Origin of the sequence: Polynucleobacter bastaniensis (assembly GCF_018882205.1) — a bacterium.
GTDB lineage: Bacteria > Pseudomonadota > Gammaproteobacteria > Burkholderiales > Burkholderiaceae > Polynucleobacter > Polynucleobacter bastaniensis.
On record NZ_JACVOU010000004.1, the window covers coordinates 151,788 to 172,754 of the forward strand.

Consider the following 20,967-nt stretch of genomic DNA (forward strand, 5'->3'; position numbering starts at 1 on the left):
ATAGAAGTATGAATATTCCATTAGGCTGGATTATTGCGATGGGTTGTGCCCTAGGGGGCTACGCCTTGCATGGTGGCCACATTGCAGTATTGTGGCAGCCTACCGAGGTTTTGACCATTGTTGGTGCCGCTCTCGGCACGATGATTGCGTCAAATACCATCATCAATTTGAAGAAAACCTTAGGTGCCTTAGGTGGTGCTTTTAAAGGCGCTGGCGACCAAAAGAAAAAGCACTTAGATTTACTGTGTCTCATGTTTGAGATTCTGCAAAAAGTAAAGCGTGATGGTTTGATGTCTTTAGAGGGTGATATTGAGGAGCCGGAATCAAGCCCACTCTTTGAAGCCTATCCAGATATTTTGAAAGATCACCATTTAGTCGATTTCATTACTGACTATTTGCGGATGATGCTAGGTGGTTCATTAGATTTAGTTCAAATTGAAAGCTTGATGGAGCAAGAGTTAGATGTCCATCATCAAGAGAGTCATATCCCTGTGGCATCGGTGACGATGGTGGGTGATGGTCTGCCGGCATTTGGTATTGTGGCGGCGGTGATGGGTGTGGTTCATACCATGGGCTCCATTGGTTTACCCCCAGCAGAGTTAGGTAAGCTCATCGGTGCTGCGCTAGTGGGTACCTTCTTGGGTATTTTGTTGGCCTACGCTTTTGTGCAACCAGTCGCTAAAGTTCTCGAGCAGCAAGCTGAATCTGAAACAAGAGCTTACATGGCAATTAAAGCGATTTTACTTGCTAGCTTAAATAATTTCCCCCCTGCAGCAGCTGTAGAATTTGGACGTAAAGTGCTCTTCACTTATCAACGTCCAACATTTACTGAGCTGGATGAAGGCACTAAAGCTGCTAAAGGGAAGTAAGCACCATGGCTAAGTCCGACGCGCCAATCATTGTCGTTAAGCGCGTTAAAAAAGGTGGTCATGGTCATCATGGCGGAGCCTGGAAAATTGCTTACGCCGACTTCGTAACGGCGATGATGGCTTTCTTCTTGTTGATGTGGGTTTTAGGATCCACTACAGCAGGTGACTTGGCTGGTATCTCCTCCTACTTTCAAAATCCGATGCGCGTTTCGATGAGTGGTGGCCAAGGGTCGGGTGAGACTACTCGCATTATCAAGGGTGGTGGCGATAATATTTCTAAGGTAGCTGGAGTAGAGGCTAAAGCTGACGCCGATACTGAGCAACGCCGTATCAGTGACTCATCAGTTACTGACGTTGAAAATGCCCGTAAAGACAGAACAAAAAATGAAGCGGTTAAATCCGATATTGAAAAAAGTGTTGAGGCTGATGCTGAGTTAAAAAACATCAAAGGGCAACTTTTTATGGACATCACCTCAGAGGGTCTGCGCATTCAGGTGGTTGATGAAAAAGGGAAACCACTATTTAATAGTGGTGGCGTTGTACCTACCGTCTCAGCAAGACGTTTACTGCGGGTCATTGGAAAGTCATTAAATGACAATTCTGGCAAGATTCGTATTGAGGGTCATACAGATGCTGCAAAATTTGCTAATGGCGAAGCGGGTTATACCAACTGGGAGCTTTCTAGTGAGCGTGCAAATGTGGCTCGCCGAGAAATGATTGCTGGCGGCCTAGCGCCTTCTAATGTTGCCCAAGTGATCGGTTTCGCAGATACGATCCCCTTAAATCCTGCTGATTTGAGTGATCCCTTAAATCGACGCATCTCAATTACGCTCTTAAATAAAAAGCCTAAGAAAGAAGAAAAGCCGGTACAAAGACCGATTGAGAGGCAGAAAGAGGAGTTGCCAAAAGGGGCGCAAGAGATTCCAGCTAATTTAAGAGCACCCGCTCAATTTTTATCTAAGGATGCTCCTATAGCGCCAGCAATGGATACCTCTAAGGTAGATAAACCGGCTACAGGCAAGCCTGCGAGGTAAAGCCTTGTCACTGCTCTTTAGAATCCTTCTTGCCTTCTTGATGCTCGTACCCATAGTGGGTACGGCTTCAGACCCTAAAGTTCAAGACAAGAATGTACAAAAAAAGACTAGCTCTGAGGCTAAAACTTCTACCGAGCCTTTTGTAGGTCCTGCTACTGAAGCAAAAAAACTCTACAAACGCTACAAGCGCAGCTTTGATAAAACTATCGTTGCGATTGCTTGTGTTAAGAATCCCAAATGTATTGAGCCTGAGGATGAGGTGTTGCGTTACAGCAAAGAGGCTTTGGGGATCTTAGAAAAACTCGATACCCTAGCAGCAGAGGGGGATGTGCAGGCAAACTACTATCGGGGCTTAATTGCCTTTGAGCGTATGCAGTACTATGATCGTCAAGCCGAGATCGTAACTCATCCTGATTTCATCCTCACCAATACCGTTTTTCGTCGCTATGCTAAAAAACAATATTTATTAGCGGAAAAGCACTTTATCGTGCCGGCTAAAATTCAAAATCCCAGCGCATGCGAATATTTAGGCAATCTTTATCTAACGTCCATTGTTGGTAACCCGCAACAAGAAAAGGCGGCCGGTTATTTTTATAATGCTGCTAATGCCTATATTGAGCAGGGCAACCAAATTGCTGGTGCGAGGATGTATAACGCAATGAAGGAAAATCTGAATCCTGCAGATCCTAGAATCATTCAAGTCTATGCAAAGTTGCATAATAAGGAGCCTATTGCGAATTGGCGAAAGTTACCAAGTGATTTGGTGCAAAGTGCCCCCAAGAAGGTTGAGCAACATTGATATGCTATTAATCGGAAAGTAACAGTGATGAATGAAAAGCTTGAATCTTTAATACAGTTAGCCAAAAAACTCCTGCTTTGGCTCATTCTGCCCTTGGTCATTCTGATAGCTGGCTTTTTCTTGGGCGAGCAATTTGAGATTGGTCGACTATCAGCTATAGCCAGTTGTGAGGGTAGTGTGAACAATAGCGCATGTATTCGTTCGAAGGGTTATTTAGCTTCCTCCCCTTACTACCCTGATCTGGGACGCCGTTATTTTGGCGGCTTTGCCAGAATGATTGGTGGGGATCTCGGTGCAAGTTACTATGTTGAGCCTGCTTTACCAGTGAATTTGCCTAAGGCTAGCGATGCCCCAGCAGATGAGGATGCGGAAGAGCCCGAAGAGAAGAAGCCAGCGCCGCCAAATAAAAAGTAAGTATCAGGCGTAACTAAGGCAATTATCTGAGCTAGCTATGCCCCAGCTAAATTGGTGCACTCTCTTACGTATGCCAATACTAGCGGCTTTTGCTAGCATCTTGTTGGGCTGCTCAGATTATCAGCAGGCAAGGTCTGCTTATGCTGCTGGTGATTACGCCAAGGCCCATCAATTATTTCAAGGTCTTGCAGAATCTGGGGATACCAAGGCTCAGTACGATTTGTCTTTGATGTATATCCAGGGCATTGGTACTAAGCAAAATATTGAGCAGGGCTTAGTTTGGTTAAATCGTGCAGCCGAGAAGGGCAATATTGAGGCCATGCTTGAATTAGGGGTCCTGTATCAAAAGATCGACGCCTTGGATAATGCTCCACAATTAGCCCTCTATTGGTTTGAAAAAGCAGCGATGGCTGGTAGCGCAGTGGGTCAATATAACTTAGCCCATATCTATATGGATGGTGGCCAAATAGCGGTAGATTTACCAAAAGCGTATATCTGGATGTCCTTATCTGATGCCACTGGTAATCCAGTGGCCGGTGCGGAGGTGGTAAAGCTCAAGAAATCCTTAAGCCCCCAAGAGCTAATTGCCGCCCAAGAAAAACTCACCGCCCTCAAAAAGACCTTACCTTAGTTAAACCCTGATCCTAATTCGAGGCCTAAATGGACTCGCTGGGTGTAAGCTTGAGCCATAGCTAAAATTGTGGATGGGGTAATAGGGTGGCTGAAGGCGGAGATAACTCCCAAGAAAAGGAACTGGAACCGAGTGAGCGGCGCATTCTGCGTGCCCGTGAACAAGGGCAACTACCCCAATCACGCGATCTAGCGACTTTTGCGACGCTAGTAGTAGTAGTCATTTTTTTATCAGCGGTCGGCCCCCTGCTACTTAAGCAGATGGTCTTGATGACTCAGGCAATTTTCCAGTTTCCAGAACCTGCCAAACTGATGGATCATATTCAGGAGTGGGCAGGAGGGGCATTCTTAGTCGTGCTGATACTCCTAGCTTTGATCTTCATACCGCTGTGGATCGTTGGTATCTTAGCGCCCTTATCTTTAGTGAACTTTCGTGCTTATTTTGCCCCCCAGTTTAATTTAGGTAGGCTCGACATCATTGCCGGGCTGGGGCGGATGTTTTCGATTAATGCCTTAAGCGAGTTATTAAAGAACTTAGTCAAAACGACCCTCATGTTAGGTGTGGGTATAGCCTATTTATTTGGTCTCTTTGCCTATGTTCGGATGATTGTTAATCAGAATTTTGATGCAGCGCTCGTACAGACTTCATCTTTTATTCTTGATGGTTTTATGCTGCTGATGTTGCCACTGTTGTTGATTGCGGTTGGGGACTCCTGGTTGCAATGGTTTAACTTTCGCAAGCAAATTCGGATGAGCCCCGAAGAAATGAAGCAGGAGATGAAAGAGTCGGATGGCTCGCCAGAGATCAAGCAGCGCCTGCGGCAAATGCAACGACAGATCTCCGCTTCACGGATGATGGCAGCGATTGAGCGGGCAGACGTCGTTTTAGCTAACCCAGAGCATTATTCTGTGGCGCTACGCTATGACATGGAAAAGATGGCAGCGCCGATTGTGGTGGCTAAAGGGGCAGACCAGATTGCTTTGCGGATTCAGGAGGTAGCCAAAGACTTTAATGTGCCGATTGCCCAAATTCCTCCATTAGCACGCTATTTATATAGTCAGCTAGAGATTGGGGAGGCCATACCATTGCCTTTATTTGAGGCAATTGCCCAAATCTTGGCCTGGGCTTATGACACCAAGGAAACCGGTCTTGCTGGAGATGTTCCCCAAGTGGATTTCATCCCCACCCAGCTCAAACCTAACAAGCCCTTGCTTTAATTAACCCAAGCCAAACTAAGTAGGGTTATAAGAAATAGACCCGCTTAGTTCATGACGCTTTTGGCAAAGGTAGCCCCCACATCCTCAGGGAAAAAGTACACCAGCATCAGTTCATTGCGGTTATTCAGGCTTCTGCCAATCTGAAAGGCAACTTGCCCGCCCCCAAAAACATAGCTTTTGGTCTTACGAACCCCAGAAGCAAAAGCGCTTTCTTGACCCTCAGAAGGACTGTAATCTAGGCCATATTTAATGGAAAGGCGCTCAATAATGGCATCTGCCACCTCTTTTTTATAGTAGCCCAGCTCCTTCTTCATGAGCACCATGCGGCCGGCCTCGTTATAGATTAGCCAAAGATCCTCATTTTTTTCCCCATTTTTGACCTTGCAACTATAGGTGAGGTCGTATTGGGTGCACTTAAATTTATCAACCGCCTCTTGCCCGCTGGTATTAAATGGAATACCAGCATATTCCTCTATGGGTAGTTTGACTACCGCCGTATCTGGTAGCCATACCTCTGCCTGAGGGGAGGTCTCATTATTGCCGCAGGCAAAAAGGGTGGCGCATAGCGCTAGAGCGGAAAGAGTCTGAATCCTAGTCACAGTTGGCTCACAGTCTTAAGTAGTTATTTGAGGCAGGAGATTGCTTAGGGTTGGCTAATTAGGGGTTTAGGTATAAAAGCTTGGCATAAAACACTGCATTTATCTGTCATTAAAAGGTACTTTACCCTAGAATCCGTGCTCGATTTAAGGGTTTGAAGATATCCAGCGGCACATAGCGCATCAACAAATTTCTTCACTGTGAGGTGACTGCAGGAAAAATAGCTATATAGACCCTTTAAAGAAAGCTCCTCGCCTTGTCTTTGCTTGTCCAAAACAATCAAAACAATCCCCAAGGGGATATTCGAATATTGACCCTGGAGTTCTTTTTCTGGAAAAAACCGCCAAAGAGACTCTGCAGGCACTAAATAGGGGCTTGAGAAGACATATTTCATAGGTTTAGAGAAATAAGGGCCATAAAATCCCAATTATATATCTAATTTATATATATAAAAAATTAATATAAGTAAACCAGGACTACTCAATTGGCAAATAAAGCTAAACAAAGTAGAGAAAAAAGCCGATATATGTGTAGGAGATCAGTTCAGAGCTCAAAGATTACGTAAGAAATCTAGCGCTTAAAGGGATGTAGATGCTAGGTGGCTCAAAAAAAGCGTAATTAAGGGTTCCGCAAAAATATATAAAATATATACCTATATATTTTATATATTTTTACTAATCAGTTCAGGATGTTTATCCGTTTAAGTAGGTAAGAAATTAATTAACAGGAGTACGACATGGGTGACTTAGCAATCAGAATTGGCGCTGGAACACAGGAATATAATGATATTGCCTTGGCATATTCAATGAGGGGCAATCAAAAGCTTGCTATTACTGGATCTGGTACTGATATTAAGGCCGCACTTTCAGACCTAAATACATACGCTGCTGGTATTGGCTCAATCAAGTCGACTAGCGACATCGTTGTTTCAGCCGCTAATACTACTAGCTATAAAGCAGCATTGCTCAAGTTAGGTACGAGAAGTTTAGTACTTCAGTCTGATACGGTGGTTGGTGGCGCAGAGACAAACAGCGCTGTAACCTCAAACTTTACAGCTCTTGATGCTGTGTACACTAAATTCAAGGCAATGAATATTGACAGTGCCCCAACTGTTGCTGCATTAGATTTGCAAGGTGCGGTTAATTTATCCGGAATGGAAGTTTTATCAGGAAAAATCTTTAAAGTTACAGGCACAGCTTCAGAGATTAAGACTAGTATGGCGTCTCTTCTCAAAAACGTATCAAAGATTGATACTATTACAATTACAGGCGGTGGAGTTGCAGAATTTAGCCTCTCACAGCTTAAAACACTGGGTGACAAGTTAGTCAAAGCTGGCGGATCTACAATTAAATTAGTAGACACTGCCAATAATTTATTGCAAACCAGTGCCATAGCTTTGATTAATAAGTACAACAATACTAATATCAATTCAGGCGTAGTTAATATTGCTACTGTTAACGCAACATCTGGATCGGCTGCAGGTGTACTTACATCAAACTCGCATACTCTGAGTACTGGTGATAAAGTTACTTATGCGAAATCAGGCACAACTGCGATTGATACCTTAACTGACGGAACACAGTATTACGTCAGAAAATTGTCTTCAAATACCTTTGCCCTTTATGACACCTTGGCTCACGCTGCTGATGTAACTTCATTGGAAGGGCGTAAGGCCGTGTCTAATGCTGGTAACGGAACAGCAGATCGATTCATAACCTCTAATGCTGATGCACCAACAAGGGTAACTACTTTAGACAAGGTTGATGTAACAAATGCAACATTAGCGCAAGCTCGCCAATTGACAACTCTAACAACCTCAAATGGTGTGACTACAGCAAATGTAAAAAACAGAACATTGTCTGACATCATTGGCAATGTACAGATAAAAGATACTGCGACTAATTTATCGGCAGGATCTGCAACTCTCACCCTTGCAGTTGGAAATTCCGGTGCTGTAAATGATACGACTGATGTTATCACCTCAAATACACACGGATATAAGACTGGTGATGCAGTGTATTACGAGAAAACTGCATCTGCCGCGACTATTGGACTGACATCCGGCACAACTTATTATGTTGGCAGAATCACTGATAATACTTTCGCATTATTTGATACCAGAGCTCATGCAATGGCCGGTAATAACGACACTGCTACAGCTGTAGGAATGAAAGATCTCTCAACTGGCTACGTCGCCGGAGCTCACAAGTTCACAACAAGCACCTTAGATAAAACTATGAGTGAAGTTGCTAGATACAACAATGCTTCTGGAACTGTTAGCAGAGTAACGATCGAAGGATATGGCGATATTACGTCAACAACAATTGCTGCTATTACCTCTAAAGTGCAAAATGGCGGTAACTCTTCAGGATTTGGAACTGCAACTAAAATCGCTTATAGTGCTAAAGCAGTTGATATTCAAAAGAATATCCAGGCTCTTTATGATAGCGTCACAACTACTACTAACACTCCTTTAACTGAGATTGTTGTTACTGATGGTACTAATAATGGTAAAAAAGCAATTACTGTTTCAATGAGCCAATATACAGGACTCAATGGTGCCTTTAGTCTTGGGGTTACAAATCCAGCCGGTGATGTCACAGCTCCTACTAATTATGCGTTTACTGTCACAGGTGCAGCATATGCTGATTCTCAGAAGGCTGGCGGTGTTGCTCAAGCCAACAGTGGAGTTACTCTTCAGGATGATAAAAACGTGGCTAGTTTCTACGTTACCAACGTATCTAAGGGAAGCATTGACACCTTGGGTGAGTTACGTGACTTCTTAAGTCAGTCTAAACTTAAGACTGCATATACGGAGAGCCAATCTGCTAATTCTTGGACAGTGACTGATAAGAGCGCTCTCACAACTCTATTGCAACAGATCGGTAGCAATGTTGATAGAGCTAAGTTGAAGATTGCTGCATAAGTAAGTTGTGTTTAGGTAACAAACTCATGATCTTTCACATAGATCATGAGTTTTTCCTTATTTATTGTTGAGCCTTCTTTTATCTTTATCTCAATAGTTGCTATTATCAGCAGTCTATATTTCCTCCAAACTAGCAAAATACCTTTTGATTTAGAACATTAAATCATGGGTAGCAGAATTGTCGTTCACAATAAGACTTAAGAAATTTAGCTTAAGCCCTTAAATTCACATGCCTTCCAAGGTCGCCAAGCGGTTCCGTTTTCTGCACTTGGAATTTAAAGTTAGTAGGTTTAAGTTCTACCCCCTTCATTTCCTCCATTTGCGACTGGGCACCACCTTTAGTGCGCATATCGCTTAAAGATGTTCCAGAGGTAGCAAATTGAGATTGGTAGGAGATCGAAGTATTGATGGCAGCCATGTTGATTCCTTAAAAATCGAGATACTAATTTATCCATATCTTCATCTACTCTACAACGAACTGAATTAGTAATCACTAACTTAATTGCATCTTCATATCACCCGAACAATAAAAAGTCCTGGAATAAGACATCTAGGCCTCAAATAGAAGATATGGATCTTTAAATGCATTAGTAAATAAGTCCATATTTCCTAATGAATAAGCCATTTTTAGCCGTAAATTGACTGTAGGCACTATGTAGGTGCCAATAGGATAATTCAATGACGGCGTTGTATACAGTAGGGGGTACCGGGTACAGCACCCTAGTAACTGCCCTTGCCAATCAGGGTAACGTAGCTGTGACAGGCGCTGCAGGCGACCTGTCTGACACCGTATTGTCTGAACTTGAAGCAAATAGCGCAAGAATTTCTAGCATCACGCTCTCGGGTAACGATAATTTATCGTTGACAGGCTCCAAGGTGACATCTTATAAGGATGTCATTCTGAAGTTAGCTTCTGCAAAATTGAATGTTGCAGACACTGCTGCAGGAATGGGTGGTAATAATTTCAAAAGTCTTGATGCTGTCTATACAAAGATTAATGCTATCACTGTAAGTGATGCTGGCCCCGTATCGGTGGCATATAGCGTTTATAGCTCAAATACAAATGAACAAGCTATCGAGGACTTAATACGAGGTGCTGGCACCAAGGGCGTTGCAGTAACCAATTTCTCGGGAGGTGCTAATGACCTAAGTGCTTTGATAAGCGATGGTGATGTAAAGTCCATTTCCTTAAAAGACAGCATTGCAAACCTGACTACAAACGCAACTGCAATTAATGGCAGTAGCAAGATTGCCTCAAGTTCAATTACCGTCTTCGATACCTTAACAAACATTAGTGCTGATGCTGCAAAAACCCTCGTTGGAACAACGCTAGCAGCCAAGGTATCTTCAGTAGCAATATCCATGGGTGCAACGGATTTAACCACTGAAAATCTGGCAACTATCAATGCATTACCAGATGCGATTAAATCTAAAGCAAGCATTAGCATTAACGATAGTATTGCAAATCTGAATACAAACTCAACAGGAATAAATACTAATAGTAGGGTTGCCTCAAACTCGATTACTGTTTCAGATACATTGGCAAATATTTCTGCAAGTGCAGCAAGGACTCTGATTGGAAGCACTATCGCAAGTAAGGTATCTTCAGTCGTAATATCTTTGGCTGCTGCAGATGTGACAACTGCTAATCTTCAAACGATTTTTGCTTTGCCAGATGCAATTAAATCAAAAGTCAGCTTTAGTATTAGCGGTAGCGTAAATTCAGTTCCATTGGCTCTGTCTGCTACAGAAATGACTTCAGGAAATCTGGCAATTATTAACGCGTTGCCAGATGCCATTAAATCAAATATCAGTCTTAGCATTACTGGTAGTGCTGCAGACATTATCAGAAATTCTGACACCATCACCGCTTTAGGTAGCAAGGTTACATCTATCGTAGGAACAAATGCATCAATTGCAAATTTAACAACATTAAATTCTTTGAAGAATAAGTTCACAGCAATTGGTATTACAGATATTGGTGCCAACATAGCTCAAACTACTTCGACAAATCATACAGCTTTGGGTGATGCAATCACATCATGGACATCTGGAAAAATTTCAGGCCTCAAATTATCTGCAATACCGACATCTACGACACTCACAACAATTTTATCGGCAGTTTCAGGTAATAACATTGCTGTCTCAGTTTCGGATACAGCGTCTAATCTGAACAAGGATTTGGCATCAGCCAGTTCAGTGATTGGATCGAATATTAGTAATCTATCATCTGTTGCTGTTAGTGATGGCACGGTACTGAAAAAAGCAGTATTGAATATGTCTAGCGCACAATACACTGCTTTAAAAATTAAATTAACTGGTCAGAATACTTTTATTTTGAGTGCCGTTCCATATGCTGACTACAACACAGTCAAAAATGATACAGCTGTACTTAAATACAATATTCAGGATACATATGCGAATTTAGCATCTGCTGATCTATCCACAATGCTCAGTAGTACCAGTCTACTGGGGCTGAAGATCACAAATGCTGCTGTTGCAGATGTGAGTACGATTAGCGCGCAATATGCAGCATTAGCTCCCTCTTATAGAAACAAATTAAATTCTGTAACAGTGACAGATACTTCATCCAATTTATTGGGAAGCGCTTCCACATTAACCAGCTTGAGAAGCAATAATCTGATTAAGAACATCTATGCAACAGGAGCAAGTCTTGCTAATGTTCTAACACTAAAATCCAATCCTAAGGTCACTGGTATTACTGTGTCTGATACAGAGGCAAATTTCAAACTGGCCGCTAATGCTTCATTAGTTTCTTACTCAAGAGTAACGAGTTTTTCTTTAACTGCAGTTGGTACAGCCTCCTTATCTGGTACCAACAATTACCTCAGTAATAGTAAGATCACATCAATTGATGTGGCTGACACTCTCACGAATATCAATGCAATTAGCGATACCATTATGAACAATACAAAACTCAATCAAATTACTGCAAACTCAATTCTCATTAGTCAAATTGGTACGGCCGGTGACGCAACAACTCTGAGTGGTAAAACCAAAGTTACTGCAATCAATGTGTCTGATTCCTGGCTGAATATTAAAACTTATTTCTCCACCGGTCCTGGCACAACACAAAACTCAAAAGTGAAATCGTTCACTGTAGTTTGATGATCGCTAATTCATGCAAAATATGACTTGAGATAGCTCACATTTAATTGCTTCACCTGGTTTTGATATTCAAAATGCATTTAAACGCTAGAGTGATTGCTAATTGACTATGTTGAGTAATATCAAGACCGCTTTATCTTCAGTAATTTCTGCTGGTTTAAAACCAAAGACGGCAAAAGAAGGTTTGTTGTATGAAGGCCAAACACTCTGTGGGCTCGCAAGAGTAACGCAAGATCATGATGGTATTCGGACACTACGCTTTGGAAAAAATGGACCACGTCAAAGCATCGTTAAACCAGGCGACCTCAATTACTTAGGATTGCCCTATATAAAATCGGCGATGATCGGTTTAGCGTTTGCTCAGCATATTGATCGCGTACTGGTCATTGGGGTAGGGGGTGGCTCAATACCCATGTTTTTGCGCAAACACTATCCAAGCGCTCACATCGATGTGGTTGATATTGATCCGCAAATTATTGCTTTAGCAAAGCAGTATTTTAATTTTGTGGAGAATCGTTCTTTGATCTCTCACGCACAAGATGGTCGAACCTTTATTGAAAATGTTCAAAAGCCTTATGACCTGATTTTTTTAGATGCTTTTACAGCAGCAGGAATACCAAAGCACTTGGCAACCAAAGAGTTTTTGTTGGCCATGAAAAATGCTCTCAATGCCTCTGGCGCCATCATTACCAATATGTGGAGTACTGCCACTGCCAATCCTCTCTATAGACCCATGCTTCGCACTTATCAGGAAGTCTTTGATGACGTGTTCACCTTGAGGGTCCCAAAAGCAGGTAATAAGGTTGTGATTGCACTACCAATATTAAAAAAGGTGAGCTTAAACGGTATTTCAGAGTATGCGCAGCAGATCAGTCTGCAAAAGACTTTGCCATTTGATTTGAGTGAATTATTACAACCTGGATTAGTCAGATTAATCGATCTTCAGGGTAGGAAAATACTGCTCGATAGCGAACTGTAGTTAGTAGGCGCTATGCATTAGGACCCAGCATATGGCTATTTATAAATCCCTACTATTTATAAGGATTATTAATCCCATTTGGAGCTCGCCAATCACTAACAGCAATTGGAGTTAAAGCCGTAAACCCTAATTGGTGCATTGAGATAGTGTGTGTTTAGGGTCGCCCTATTTTTGTGCAGCGCAACTTTTGTTTATCACTTTTTTCTGTTATTTTTTCTCTTCTAGAAATTACAAAGCTTCCAAAAATCATGAGTATGCATTTGCCTCATTTTCCTGAAACGACTTTTATCCGTTTTAAAGCCCTTGTGGCCTTAACGGTGGCAGATATTTGTCTGGTTCATGATAAATGGCTTACCTTTACCGTGTTGCTGGTCATTGCCGTTGCTCTAGAGTTTCTCTATCGCAGTTTGCATGAAGTCTTGTTGCACAATCATGAAATTGAAAAAGCCACCGAAAAAATTGCTCAGCGCAAAGCCCATCAGAAAGCAATGGAAGAAGCCGGCGTGCATCATTAAGCCGTAGTATCAATACCTATAATTTAGATGTACTTTTCGTCTAAAGCCGTTTTGCGTAGGGTAATCTTTTGAGTTTGGTGCAACTCGTACGCTACTTTTAATACCTCTAACTGCACTGCATCGATTTCTGAGCTTTTCAGCTTCTCGCTATTTTGTAAGTCTTCTCCAAGGGTCCTGGCTCTAGCTTTGGTCATGGCACTCAAGATTTTGATACCCAAAGGCTTACTCACTTTTTTTAAACACATCACGAGGGTTTTGTCCGAAATCTTGAGCAGCAGGGTTTGCATATCTAGGTCACTGAGAAAGACCAAGTCTTCAAAGCTGTAGAGGCGATCTAGGATTTCCCTGGCAATTTGGGCATCATGACTCTCTACATGCTTTACCCCCAAATCTACCTGGGTTTGATGCAGGTGCGCCAAAATGGCGGCAGCATTTTTCACAGTCATGGTTAATGGGCGTTTGCTAAAGGCAGGCTGAAGCTAACTAGGGCTTCCAAAAGCAAGAAAGCTTGCGATCCATGCCCGCTGCGTAATCGTGATAGACCCACTTATTGCAGATCCCTTGATCAATGAGGAGCGCCAAGCCAAAGACTGCCAGAGCGCTGAGGAGGTACTTGTATACATGCTTCATGATTGGCCTATTGTAGGTTTGGAGTGAAATTTACACAAAGTTGCACTTTTACCCCAGATCAAAGGTATCTTCATCTTGCTTGGGGGGGTCTTTGCGTATCACGCTGCCCAGAAGTCCCTGTTGGCGTTCATTATGGTCAAATCACGTTTTTTATATCAAATTTTGCGGTTTTTAGTCATTTAAGGGGTAAATGAAAGCGTCACTTTAGCCGTAATAAGTTCAATATAACTATAATTTTCTGGGCATAAAGTGACTTTATCGATAACTTCTAACGGAGTTAATTTGTGGGATAGCAGTCACGTCTCTAAGCGCAGTACGCTGGAGATTAGGCAGCTAACAACCGACCAGGCTGCGTTAATCAGTCCGTCTCAGATCGCCCCTTTTAAGGCGATTCAAATCCACGCTTTTGAGAGCGAGGATTTGAACGCCTTAACGCCAGAGACCTTTGCGGCAATCGACCCTTTTTCAATTATTGGTATGACTACTAGTCAACTGACGGGTCTATCAACTGCAAATGCAGCGGCTTTTACCGCCACCCAAATTTCGAAATTAAACTCCGCCCAAATTGGTAAGTTATCAGCAGACGATATTAATGCATTAACTCCGGCCGCAATGGCAGCCATTACCAAAACTGCCGCCAGAGGATTTACCACCACGCAATTGGCTGGTTTATTGGCTACTAATGCTACTGCAATGACAAGTTCGCAAGTGGCTCAGCTGAACGCAGCTCAAATTGGATCCTTATCCACCGCCGCTTTAAATGGGTTAACGACAACGGCAATCGCTGCCATTTCTACGACTGCCATTCGCGGTTTAACGACCACGCAAATGGCTGCCTTATCGACGACCAATGCTGGTGCCTTAACTAGTGCTCAAGTGGCCCAGTTGAACGCTGATCAAATTGGCGCCTTAGCCCCTGCCGCTTTAAATGCATTTAGTCCCACTGATTTTGCGGCAATTCAAACTAAAGCGATGGCAGGCATTACTGGTACACAAGCCGCTGGAATCTCTGCCGCTAATACGGCAGCCCTGTCTTATCGACAAATTAATGCCATGACCAGTGGTGGTATTAATGGCTTCACAGCACTAGCCTTTGCTGGTATCGATGCAAACGCAGTTCAAGGTTTTAATGCCACTCATCTCACTAGTTTAGTGACAACGAATGCTACTGCCCTAACAAGCTCCCAAGCCGCTAAATTAAACTCCACGCAAGTGAGTAAATTGTCTGTCGATGCTATTAATGCAATGAGTACAAACGCGATTGCGAGTATTCCGACAGGGGCAATCAAAGGCTTTACTGCTGCGCAATTGACGGGCTTATTAGCAACTAATGCTGGAGCATTAACGAGTGACCAGTTGGCTCAGCTTAATGCTGTACAAATTGGAGCTTTATCGACGGCAGCCTTAAATGGACTTACCCCAGCAGCAATGTCAGCGATTTCCACAACCGCTATCCGCGGCTTAAGTACGACCCAACTAACCGCCTTATCAACTACCAATGCCGCTGCCTTAACAGGACCTCAAGTGGCTCAGCTCAGTTCAGCCCAAGTAGCAGCCTTGGTCAATGTAAATTCTATGGGGGATGATGCCATTGCGGCCATCTCTTTATCTGCTATAGCTGGTATGAGTTCTACTCAAGCAACGAGTATGTCTGCCGCGAATGCATCCTCATTGTCTGCTCGACAAATCAATGCCTTTACTACCACCAATCTGAATGCCTTAAGTACCACCGCTTTTGCGGCCATTGAGCCGAGCGCAATTCAAGGGTTAAATACTGCGCAAATGACGGCTCTATCGACCGCCAATGCTAGGGTTCTGACTGCGAACCAAGTAGCCCAGCTTAATTCGACTCAAATTGGCGCGCTCAACAATGACGCTTTAAACGTGTTGAGTACTGCGGCGATGGCAGCGATCACGCCAACGGCTATTCGTGGATTTACTACTACCCAGTTGGCTGCTTTATCTGATACCAATGCTGGCGCCTTGGTCAGCGCTCAAGTAGCGCAGATTAACTCCACTCAAATCGCTGCTTTCACTCCTACGGGAATAAATTCCTTCAGTACAAACGCAATAGCAGCCATTACCCCAAGTGCTATAGCCCGCCTAACTACAGCACAGGCAACCGGATTATCTGACGCTAAGGTTGCTGCGCTTTCTTATCAGCAAATCAATGCGATGAGCAGCGCAGGTGTGAATGCCTTAACAACTACTGCCTTTGCTTCAATAGATCCCAATGCAATCCAAGGTTTAAATACTAGCCAACTTACGAATTTAACAACTGCTAAAGCCACAGTTTTCACTGCGGATCAAGTAGCAAAATTGAGCTATGTGCAAATTAGTAAATTGCCTTTTGCTGATCTGAATGTGATGAGCACCAATGCGATTGCTAGCATTCCAGCAGGAGCAATTAGGGGGTTGAGTAGTGCGCAATTAGCTGGTTTATCTACTACTAATGCAGCGGCTTTAACCGCAGACCAGGTGAGTCAATTCAATTACAGCCAAATTGGCGCTTTGCCTTATGCCACTTTAAATAGCCTAACTACTGGAGCAACAGGCGCAATGGCGGCAATTACTCCCAGCGCAATCACAGGCTTAACTACGGATCAAGCTGGTAACTTATCTGCTGGCAATGCAGGGGCCTTGGTCGGTACTCAAGTGTCTCAACTCAACTCAACCCAAATTGGCGCCTTCTCCACCACCGCATTAAATGGACTGACTCCCAATGCAATGGCAGCGATTTCAACCTCAGCTATTTCGGGTTTAACGACTGGGCAATTGGGAGTTCTATCTTCTGCCAATGCAGCAGCATTGACTCCTGAGCAAGCTGCTACCCTGAACTCTACTCAAGTTGGTGGCCTATCGACTACTGCCTTAAATGCCTTGAGCCCAACAGCGCTGCCAGCGATTTCAACCTCAGGTATTACAGGTTTAACGACTGCGCAACTCAATGCGCTTTCTACTACCATTACCTCCGAGTTAACTAATCGGCAGGTTGGCTATCTGACTGCAAGTCAAATTGCCGAATTAACGAATTTAAATTCACTAAGTCCTGATGCTATGGCAGGAATTTCAACATCAGCTATTTCGGGTTTAACTAGTACGCAGCTAGGTGGACTCACTACTCACTCCGCTGAGAACCTCACAGATGGTCAAGTTGCTCAGCTAAGCTCAACTCAAATTGGTCAGCTTAATAACGCTGCTTTAAATACATTAATCCAAGAATCGGGGACAGCGATTACAGCAGCAGCAATGCAGGGCGTAACGGATACGCAGGCTCCGTATTTAGATACTCTTAGTACCGGTGCAATGTCCTCAAGTCAAGTTGCCCAGTTAACCACAACCGCCTTAAATCTGCTGACTACAGCAGCAATGGCAGCAATTACACCAACAGCTATTTCGGGTTTAACGACTACGCAACTAGGAGCCCTCTCTGCTACCAATGCAGGCGCACTGACTGCTGAGCAGGTTGCCAAGTTTAGTTCCACTCAAGTTGGCGGCTTATCCACTACAGCATTAAATGGCCTTACTCCAGAAGCAATGGCTGCGATTGCGACAACGGCTATTTCGGGTTTAACGACTACGCAACTAGGAGCCCTGTCTACTGCAAATGCAGGAGCGCTCAATAGAGAGCAGATTGCCATGCTCAGCGCAGCGCAGCTGACCAGTCTTTCAAGTGCAGACGTTAATACATTCACCAACGAAGAGTTTGCTGCGATTACAACTAATGCAATGGCGGGAATGACTCTCAGCCAAGTGAATGGGCTAGGTTCGACAAGAGCAAAAATGTTGTCTGCTTACCAAATAGCGGCGTTAACCGATGTGTCAACCGATTTCGTGAAAACTCGATTTACTACCTTGTACGCCTAAAAACTATTTTGAGCTGAATAAGCTGTCTGCTTAGAAAATTTATCAGTACAGTTTTATTGCAAAAAAATTTGCAATTAATTACCAGTATTTTGAGGGTGGGGCGTAGACCAAAATCTTGGCTGGATTAAGGTAAGTGCTATTTTGGTGAATCTCATAGTGAAGATGCGGGCCAGTTGATCTACCGGTAGAGCCCGATTGTGCAATCACTTGACCACGCTTGACGACTTGCCCCGCTTTGACCAAGAGTTTGCTGTTGTGAGCATACTTAGAAATAAAGCCTTCGTTATGGGCAATTTCAATAAAGTTACCGTACGCTGGATCGAAAGCTGACTTAATCACCGTGCCATCACCTGACGCTACGATAGGGGTGCCCGTTGGAGTAATAAAGTCAATACCAGAATGCTGTGCCAATTGTTGAGTAATGGGATCTATGCGGACACCAAAGTTGCTGGTCATACCCAGCCTAGCATCAATTGGTGGCCCAATCGGCAGGGCTCTGAGCCAGTTATATTGCTTTTGCCATTCAGGTTCTAGCTTAGTGGCAATGTCGAGAATTTCATTGGACTTGTTGGCCAGATCCTCAAGATTATCGACCAATGCTTTGGTGGGATCTAGCTGAAAATTAACTGGTTTTAGAGGGCCACCAAGGTGCGCAGGGTCTAAGAGTTTGTCCTTAATAGTGCTCGGGGTAGAGATGGCAAGATAGCGGTCTTTACTGGCCTTGAGTTCATTAAAGGTAGCGCTAGCCTCCTTAAGACGCTCTTGGTAAGAGGCCAGCTCTCGACGATACATGCCATCTAGTCTTGAGCGCTCTTCGGGTGTCACTACCCCAGTTACTTCTTTAGCCAGCTCGGGGTTTACTTCAAATGCAATCGTGATGCCGGTATAAAAAATCAAAATCCCAAAGGCGCAAAACGCGCAGCTGACAATAGCCACTAAGCGTAAAACACTCTTTTTGGTGATATTGATTTGTTTGATCGAGCCAGTCGATCCCGAAACCCAAAATAGTTGCATTGATATTCTATAAGTACTTGATTTTTTTAAATAAAATTTGGTAGCTAAGCTGCAAGGTACCCTATAATACCAACAAGTTTACTTTTCAGCGACCCTGTCATTCGCTCCCTATGAATTTATTACGTCCCACTTTTAAAATACTGTTAGTCGGCCTCATTCTGCAGGGCAATCCAATAGCTCAAGGGGCGATCATTGGCCAAATGCCAGCCCACGGCGACATTTTGTACATTACCGCCGAGCCTTGTACCTCTGAAACAGGCAGGATTGAACCCAATTGGTTCTTTTCCTACAGCGTCAGTGCCACAGGTAGCGTGAGCCGCAGTTGCTATGTGAGATATAACGATCAAATCTGGATTCGGGGGCCATTTGGAGCGGAAACTACTTATCCAATGAGTTACTTCTCCAAACCTGCTAGCGCGGCTGAAAACAAGCCAGACGCCGCTCCAGAAGTGAAGCCGTAATTAGTCATTAGTTCCAGCGCCTACTTGCCGCTCGGGTCCTTGCTGGACTGACCTGGTTTACAAAAAAACTGAAATAAGACATCACTCATCGTCTCTGGAATGACGCGTTCCCAGGGCGAGTTCGGGGTATTTTCAGCACCCAAACTGGTGCCAGAGCCCTCCGGACCCGCGTAATAACCGATATAAAACTGCTTATAGCTCTCGTAGCCAGTTCGGCAAAAGTAGGATAAATCCTGAATGACAGAAAGGGTGGGCTCTCCATTGGGGCCGGATAGAGCCTGAGAATAGCTAGTTAAAAGCCAAGTGCTCACTTGCTCTGATTGGGTTTCCCTGACAGTTTTACTGTCATCGTAGTAATAGTTGTTTCCCAGAGCATCAGAGGAGATAAAGCTCCACCCAGCATGGCTGGCATTAAGTGGGTTTAGTAAAAAAGCCGTTAAGGCCATAAGCGTCAATTTTTTTGTCATAAAAAGAGTGTAAATTTTAGAGCGTGAAATATTTAAATTGTTCATATATAGTGCGTTTAAGCCCTAGAAGGGTGTTTCAACTGATAAAATCACTGTAATTAATGTCAATAATAGAAGTACTGCGCCCAAGGAGTGTTAAGCATGGCTGAAGCAAATCAACAAGGTTGCCTATTTGTAGGTGAAGGTGTGGTTCTCAAAGGGAATTTTGAAGTTCCTGATATTGCCTCCATTTCAGGAGTCGTTGAAGGTGAGATTACTGCAAAACAAGTCATCATAGAGGCAACAGGTGTCGTGCGTGGCAAATTATCTGGTGAGTCTGTAGATATTCGTGGTGAAGTCAATGAGTATATTTCTTCAACCCGCAGTTTGATTATTCGGTCTACTGGCAAGGTTAGTGGTTCTATTAATTATTCTGAAATTGAGATTGAAAAAGGTGGCCATTTGCATGGTGAATTACATAATCTCAATCCCCATTCCTAATTTTCTTAAGCAGAACATACGACGATGTCTATCTTTTCAAAAAATTCCAATTCACAAAACAACCCAGAGCAAGATATGCAAGAGCAGCCTGATAACTTTTCTCAGTCAAATGTGCCTGAAGAAGTTGACTTTGAACCAGCCGAACAAAATTTTCGAAGTGAAGCACCAGTTCGCTCTTCCATCAACAGTAAACCGTCGATTCTGAGCGAGGGCTTTGTCTTTGAAGGTACGATAGTTTCTGATGGGGTATTGAACATTTCAGGGACTGTGCGCGGAACAGTTACTGCTAAATCTGTGTTGATTGATTCCACTGGCCAAGTTGATGGTGAGCTTAATACCGAAAACTTGGTGATTAAGGGCAACCTGAAGGGAGACGTCAACTGCGATGACTTAAATGTTGGCCCTCTCGCCCATGTGAGTGGAAATATCAATTACAAATATATTCATATTCAACGTGGTGGCAAGATTAGCGGCAAATTTAATAAAAACTAACCTGCAACTAAGCTTGCTTTGAAACAAAATACCGTAATACGCTTACTTGATCCGTCTAAAGAAACCTTCGGCTCAATTATCGGATCCGATTTAGAAATCACTGGTAGCTTATTAGCAACAAAGTCCCTCAGAATCGATGGCACGGTGGTTGGTGATATTAAAACCAAAGCAGGCGCAGACGTTTGTATTGCGCTTGGTAAAACTGGTTTAGTGCAGGGTAATATTTCTGGGGTACGAGTGTTGGTTGCTGGTCGAGTAGAAGGTAATGTGCTGGCAACTGAAAGAGTGGAATTGCATAGTGGCGCAGATGTCCATGGAGATATTATTTACGCACAAATTGGCATCGAACAGGGTGCACGTTTGAGTGGACTACTTTCCAAAATTATCAACGATGATGATCTTGATGACAAATAGAAACCAGGCATTATTGGCAGAAAAGAGTAATT

At 43.5% G+C, this 20,967-nt stretch carries 21 protein-coding genes; 15 read left to right on the forward strand and 6 right to left on the reverse strand.

The annotated features are described in order from the left end of the window. Positions 1-8: 8 nt before the first annotated feature. The 6 genes from motA to ICN22_RS08600 all read left to right on the forward strand — a co-directional run bounded on the left by motA (position 9) and on the right by ICN22_RS08600 (position 4,964). Complete coding sequence (gene motA, locus ICN22_RS08575) at positions 9-869, forward strand: flagellar motor stator protein MotA (protein WP_216170146.1); 861 nt, start codon at positions 9-11, stop codon at positions 867-869. A gap of 5 nt (positions 870-874) precedes the next feature. After that, complete coding sequence (gene motB / locus ICN22_RS08580; protein WP_216170149.1) at positions 875-1,903, forward strand: flagellar motor protein MotB; 1,029 nt, start codon at positions 875-877, stop codon at positions 1,901-1,903. 40 nt (positions 1,904-1,943) lie between these two features. Further along, entirely contained in the window at positions 1,944-2,702 is a 759-nt protein-coding gene (locus ICN22_RS08585; RefSeq protein ID WP_216170152.1) for a hypothetical protein, read from the forward strand. Between the two features lie 27 nt (positions 2,703-2,729). Further along, the gene (locus tag ICN22_RS08590; RefSeq protein ID WP_216170155.1) at positions 2,730-3,116 is read left to right on the forward strand and encodes a hypothetical protein; all 387 of its coding nucleotides are present in this window, start codon (positions 2,730-2,732) and stop codon (positions 3,114-3,116) included. A 37-nt stretch (positions 3,117-3,153) separates the two neighbouring features. Next, positions 3,154-3,747: a tetratricopeptide repeat protein gene (locus ICN22_RS08595; RefSeq protein WP_216170156.1), complete on the forward strand. Its 594-nt coding sequence runs from the start codon at positions 3,154-3,156 to the stop codon at positions 3,745-3,747. Positions 3,748-3,833: 86 nt separating this feature from the next. Further along, the gene (locus ICN22_RS08600; protein WP_216170159.1) at positions 3,834-4,964 is read left to right on the forward strand and encodes an EscU/YscU/HrcU family type III secretion system export apparatus switch protein; all 1,131 of its coding nucleotides are present in this window, start codon (positions 3,834-3,836) and stop codon (positions 4,962-4,964) included. Between the two features lie 44 nt (positions 4,965-5,008). Here the strand turns inward: ICN22_RS08600 and ICN22_RS08605 are convergent, their stop codons facing one another. Then, positions 5,009-5,563, reverse strand: a complete 555-nt coding sequence (locus tag ICN22_RS08605; protein ID WP_216170162.1) for a hypothetical protein — start codon at positions 5,561-5,563, stop codon at positions 5,009-5,011. A gap of 734 nt (positions 5,564-6,297) precedes the next feature. Between ICN22_RS08605 and ICN22_RS08610 the strand changes: the two genes are divergently transcribed. After that, positions 6,298-8,487: a hypothetical protein gene (locus ICN22_RS08610; RefSeq protein ID WP_216170164.1), complete on the forward strand. Its 2,190-nt coding sequence runs from the start codon at positions 6,298-6,300 to the stop codon at positions 8,485-8,487. Between the two features lie 211 nt (positions 8,488-8,698). Here the strand turns inward: ICN22_RS08610 and ICN22_RS08615 are convergent, their stop codons facing one another. Continuing rightward, positions 8,699-8,905, reverse strand: a complete 207-nt coding sequence (locus ICN22_RS08615) for a hypothetical protein (RefSeq protein WP_216170167.1) — start codon at positions 8,903-8,905, stop codon at positions 8,699-8,701. 260 nt (positions 8,906-9,165) lie between these two features. Between ICN22_RS08615 and ICN22_RS08620 the strand changes: the two genes are divergently transcribed. The 3 genes from ICN22_RS08620 (at position 9,166) to ICN22_RS08630 (ending at position 13,110) form a co-directional block, all read left to right on the forward strand. Continuing rightward, positions 9,166-11,616, forward strand: coding sequence for a beta strand repeat-containing protein (locus ICN22_RS08620; protein ID WP_216170169.1), 2,451 nt, complete (start codon positions 9,166-9,168; stop codon positions 11,614-11,616). A 109-nt stretch (positions 11,617-11,725) separates the two neighbouring features. Next, positions 11,726-12,595, forward strand: a complete 870-nt coding sequence (locus tag ICN22_RS08625; protein ID WP_216170172.1) for a spermidine synthase — start codon at positions 11,726-11,728, stop codon at positions 12,593-12,595. A 248-nt stretch (positions 12,596-12,843) separates the two neighbouring features. Beyond that, the gene (locus ICN22_RS08630) at positions 12,844-13,110 is read left to right on the forward strand and encodes a hypothetical protein (RefSeq protein ID WP_215309382.1); all 267 of its coding nucleotides are present in this window, start codon (positions 12,844-12,846) and stop codon (positions 13,108-13,110) included. Positions 13,111-13,133: 23 nt separating this feature from the next. Here ICN22_RS08630 and ICN22_RS08635 read toward each other — a convergent pair whose 3' ends face one another. After that, entirely contained in the window at positions 13,134-13,556 is a 423-nt protein-coding gene (locus ICN22_RS08635) for a FliG C-terminal domain-containing protein (protein ID WP_216170174.1), read from the reverse strand. Between the two features lie 37 nt (positions 13,557-13,593). Further along, on the reverse strand, positions 13,594-13,740 hold the full coding sequence (locus ICN22_RS08640; protein ID WP_216170177.1) for a hypothetical protein: 147 nt from the start codon (positions 13,738-13,740) through the stop codon (positions 13,594-13,596). Between the two features lie 282 nt (positions 13,741-14,022). On the opposite strand from ICN22_RS08640, the gene ICN22_RS08645 reads away from it, so the two are divergent. After that, the gene (locus ICN22_RS08645; RefSeq protein ID WP_216170180.1) at positions 14,023-17,607 is read left to right on the forward strand and encodes a beta strand repeat-containing protein; all 3,585 of its coding nucleotides are present in this window, start codon (positions 14,023-14,025) and stop codon (positions 17,605-17,607) included. A 78-nt stretch (positions 17,608-17,685) separates the two neighbouring features. Here ICN22_RS08645 and ICN22_RS08650 read toward each other — a convergent pair whose 3' ends face one another. Then, positions 17,686-18,621 (reverse strand): M23 family metallopeptidase, encoded by a 936-nt coding sequence (locus tag ICN22_RS08650; protein ID WP_216170182.1) that lies wholly within the window; start codon positions 18,619-18,621, stop codon positions 17,686-17,688. 110 nt (positions 18,622-18,731) lie between these two features. On the opposite strand from ICN22_RS08650, the gene ICN22_RS08655 reads away from it, so the two are divergent. Beyond that, a complete protein-coding gene (locus ICN22_RS08655; protein WP_216170184.1) occupies positions 18,732-19,082 on the forward strand; it encodes a hypothetical protein in 351 nt (116 codons plus the stop codon). Between the two features lie 20 nt (positions 19,083-19,102). Here ICN22_RS08655 and ICN22_RS08660 read toward each other — a convergent pair whose 3' ends face one another. Next, positions 19,103-19,549, reverse strand: coding sequence for a surface-adhesin E family protein (locus tag ICN22_RS08660; protein ID WP_216170187.1), 447 nt, complete (start codon positions 19,547-19,549; stop codon positions 19,103-19,105). A 141-nt stretch (positions 19,550-19,690) separates the two neighbouring features. Here ICN22_RS08660 and ICN22_RS08665 point away from each other — a divergent pair, with 141 nt between their 5' ends. The 3 genes from ICN22_RS08665 to ICN22_RS08675 are packed head-to-tail and all read left to right on the forward strand — an operon-like array spanning position 19,691 to position 20,935. Then, the gene (locus tag ICN22_RS08665; RefSeq protein WP_215306033.1) at positions 19,691-20,029 is read left to right on the forward strand and encodes a bactofilin family protein; all 339 of its coding nucleotides are present in this window, start codon (positions 19,691-19,693) and stop codon (positions 20,027-20,029) included. 24 nt (positions 20,030-20,053) lie between these two features. Then, positions 20,054-20,521 (forward strand): bactofilin family protein, encoded by a 468-nt coding sequence (locus ICN22_RS08670; protein ID WP_216170189.1) that lies wholly within the window; start codon positions 20,054-20,056, stop codon positions 20,519-20,521. Between the two features lie 18 nt (positions 20,522-20,539). Further along, entirely contained in the window at positions 20,540-20,935 is a 396-nt protein-coding gene (locus ICN22_RS08675; protein WP_216170191.1) for a bactofilin family protein, read from the forward strand. Positions 20,936-20,967 lie beyond the last annotated feature (32 nt).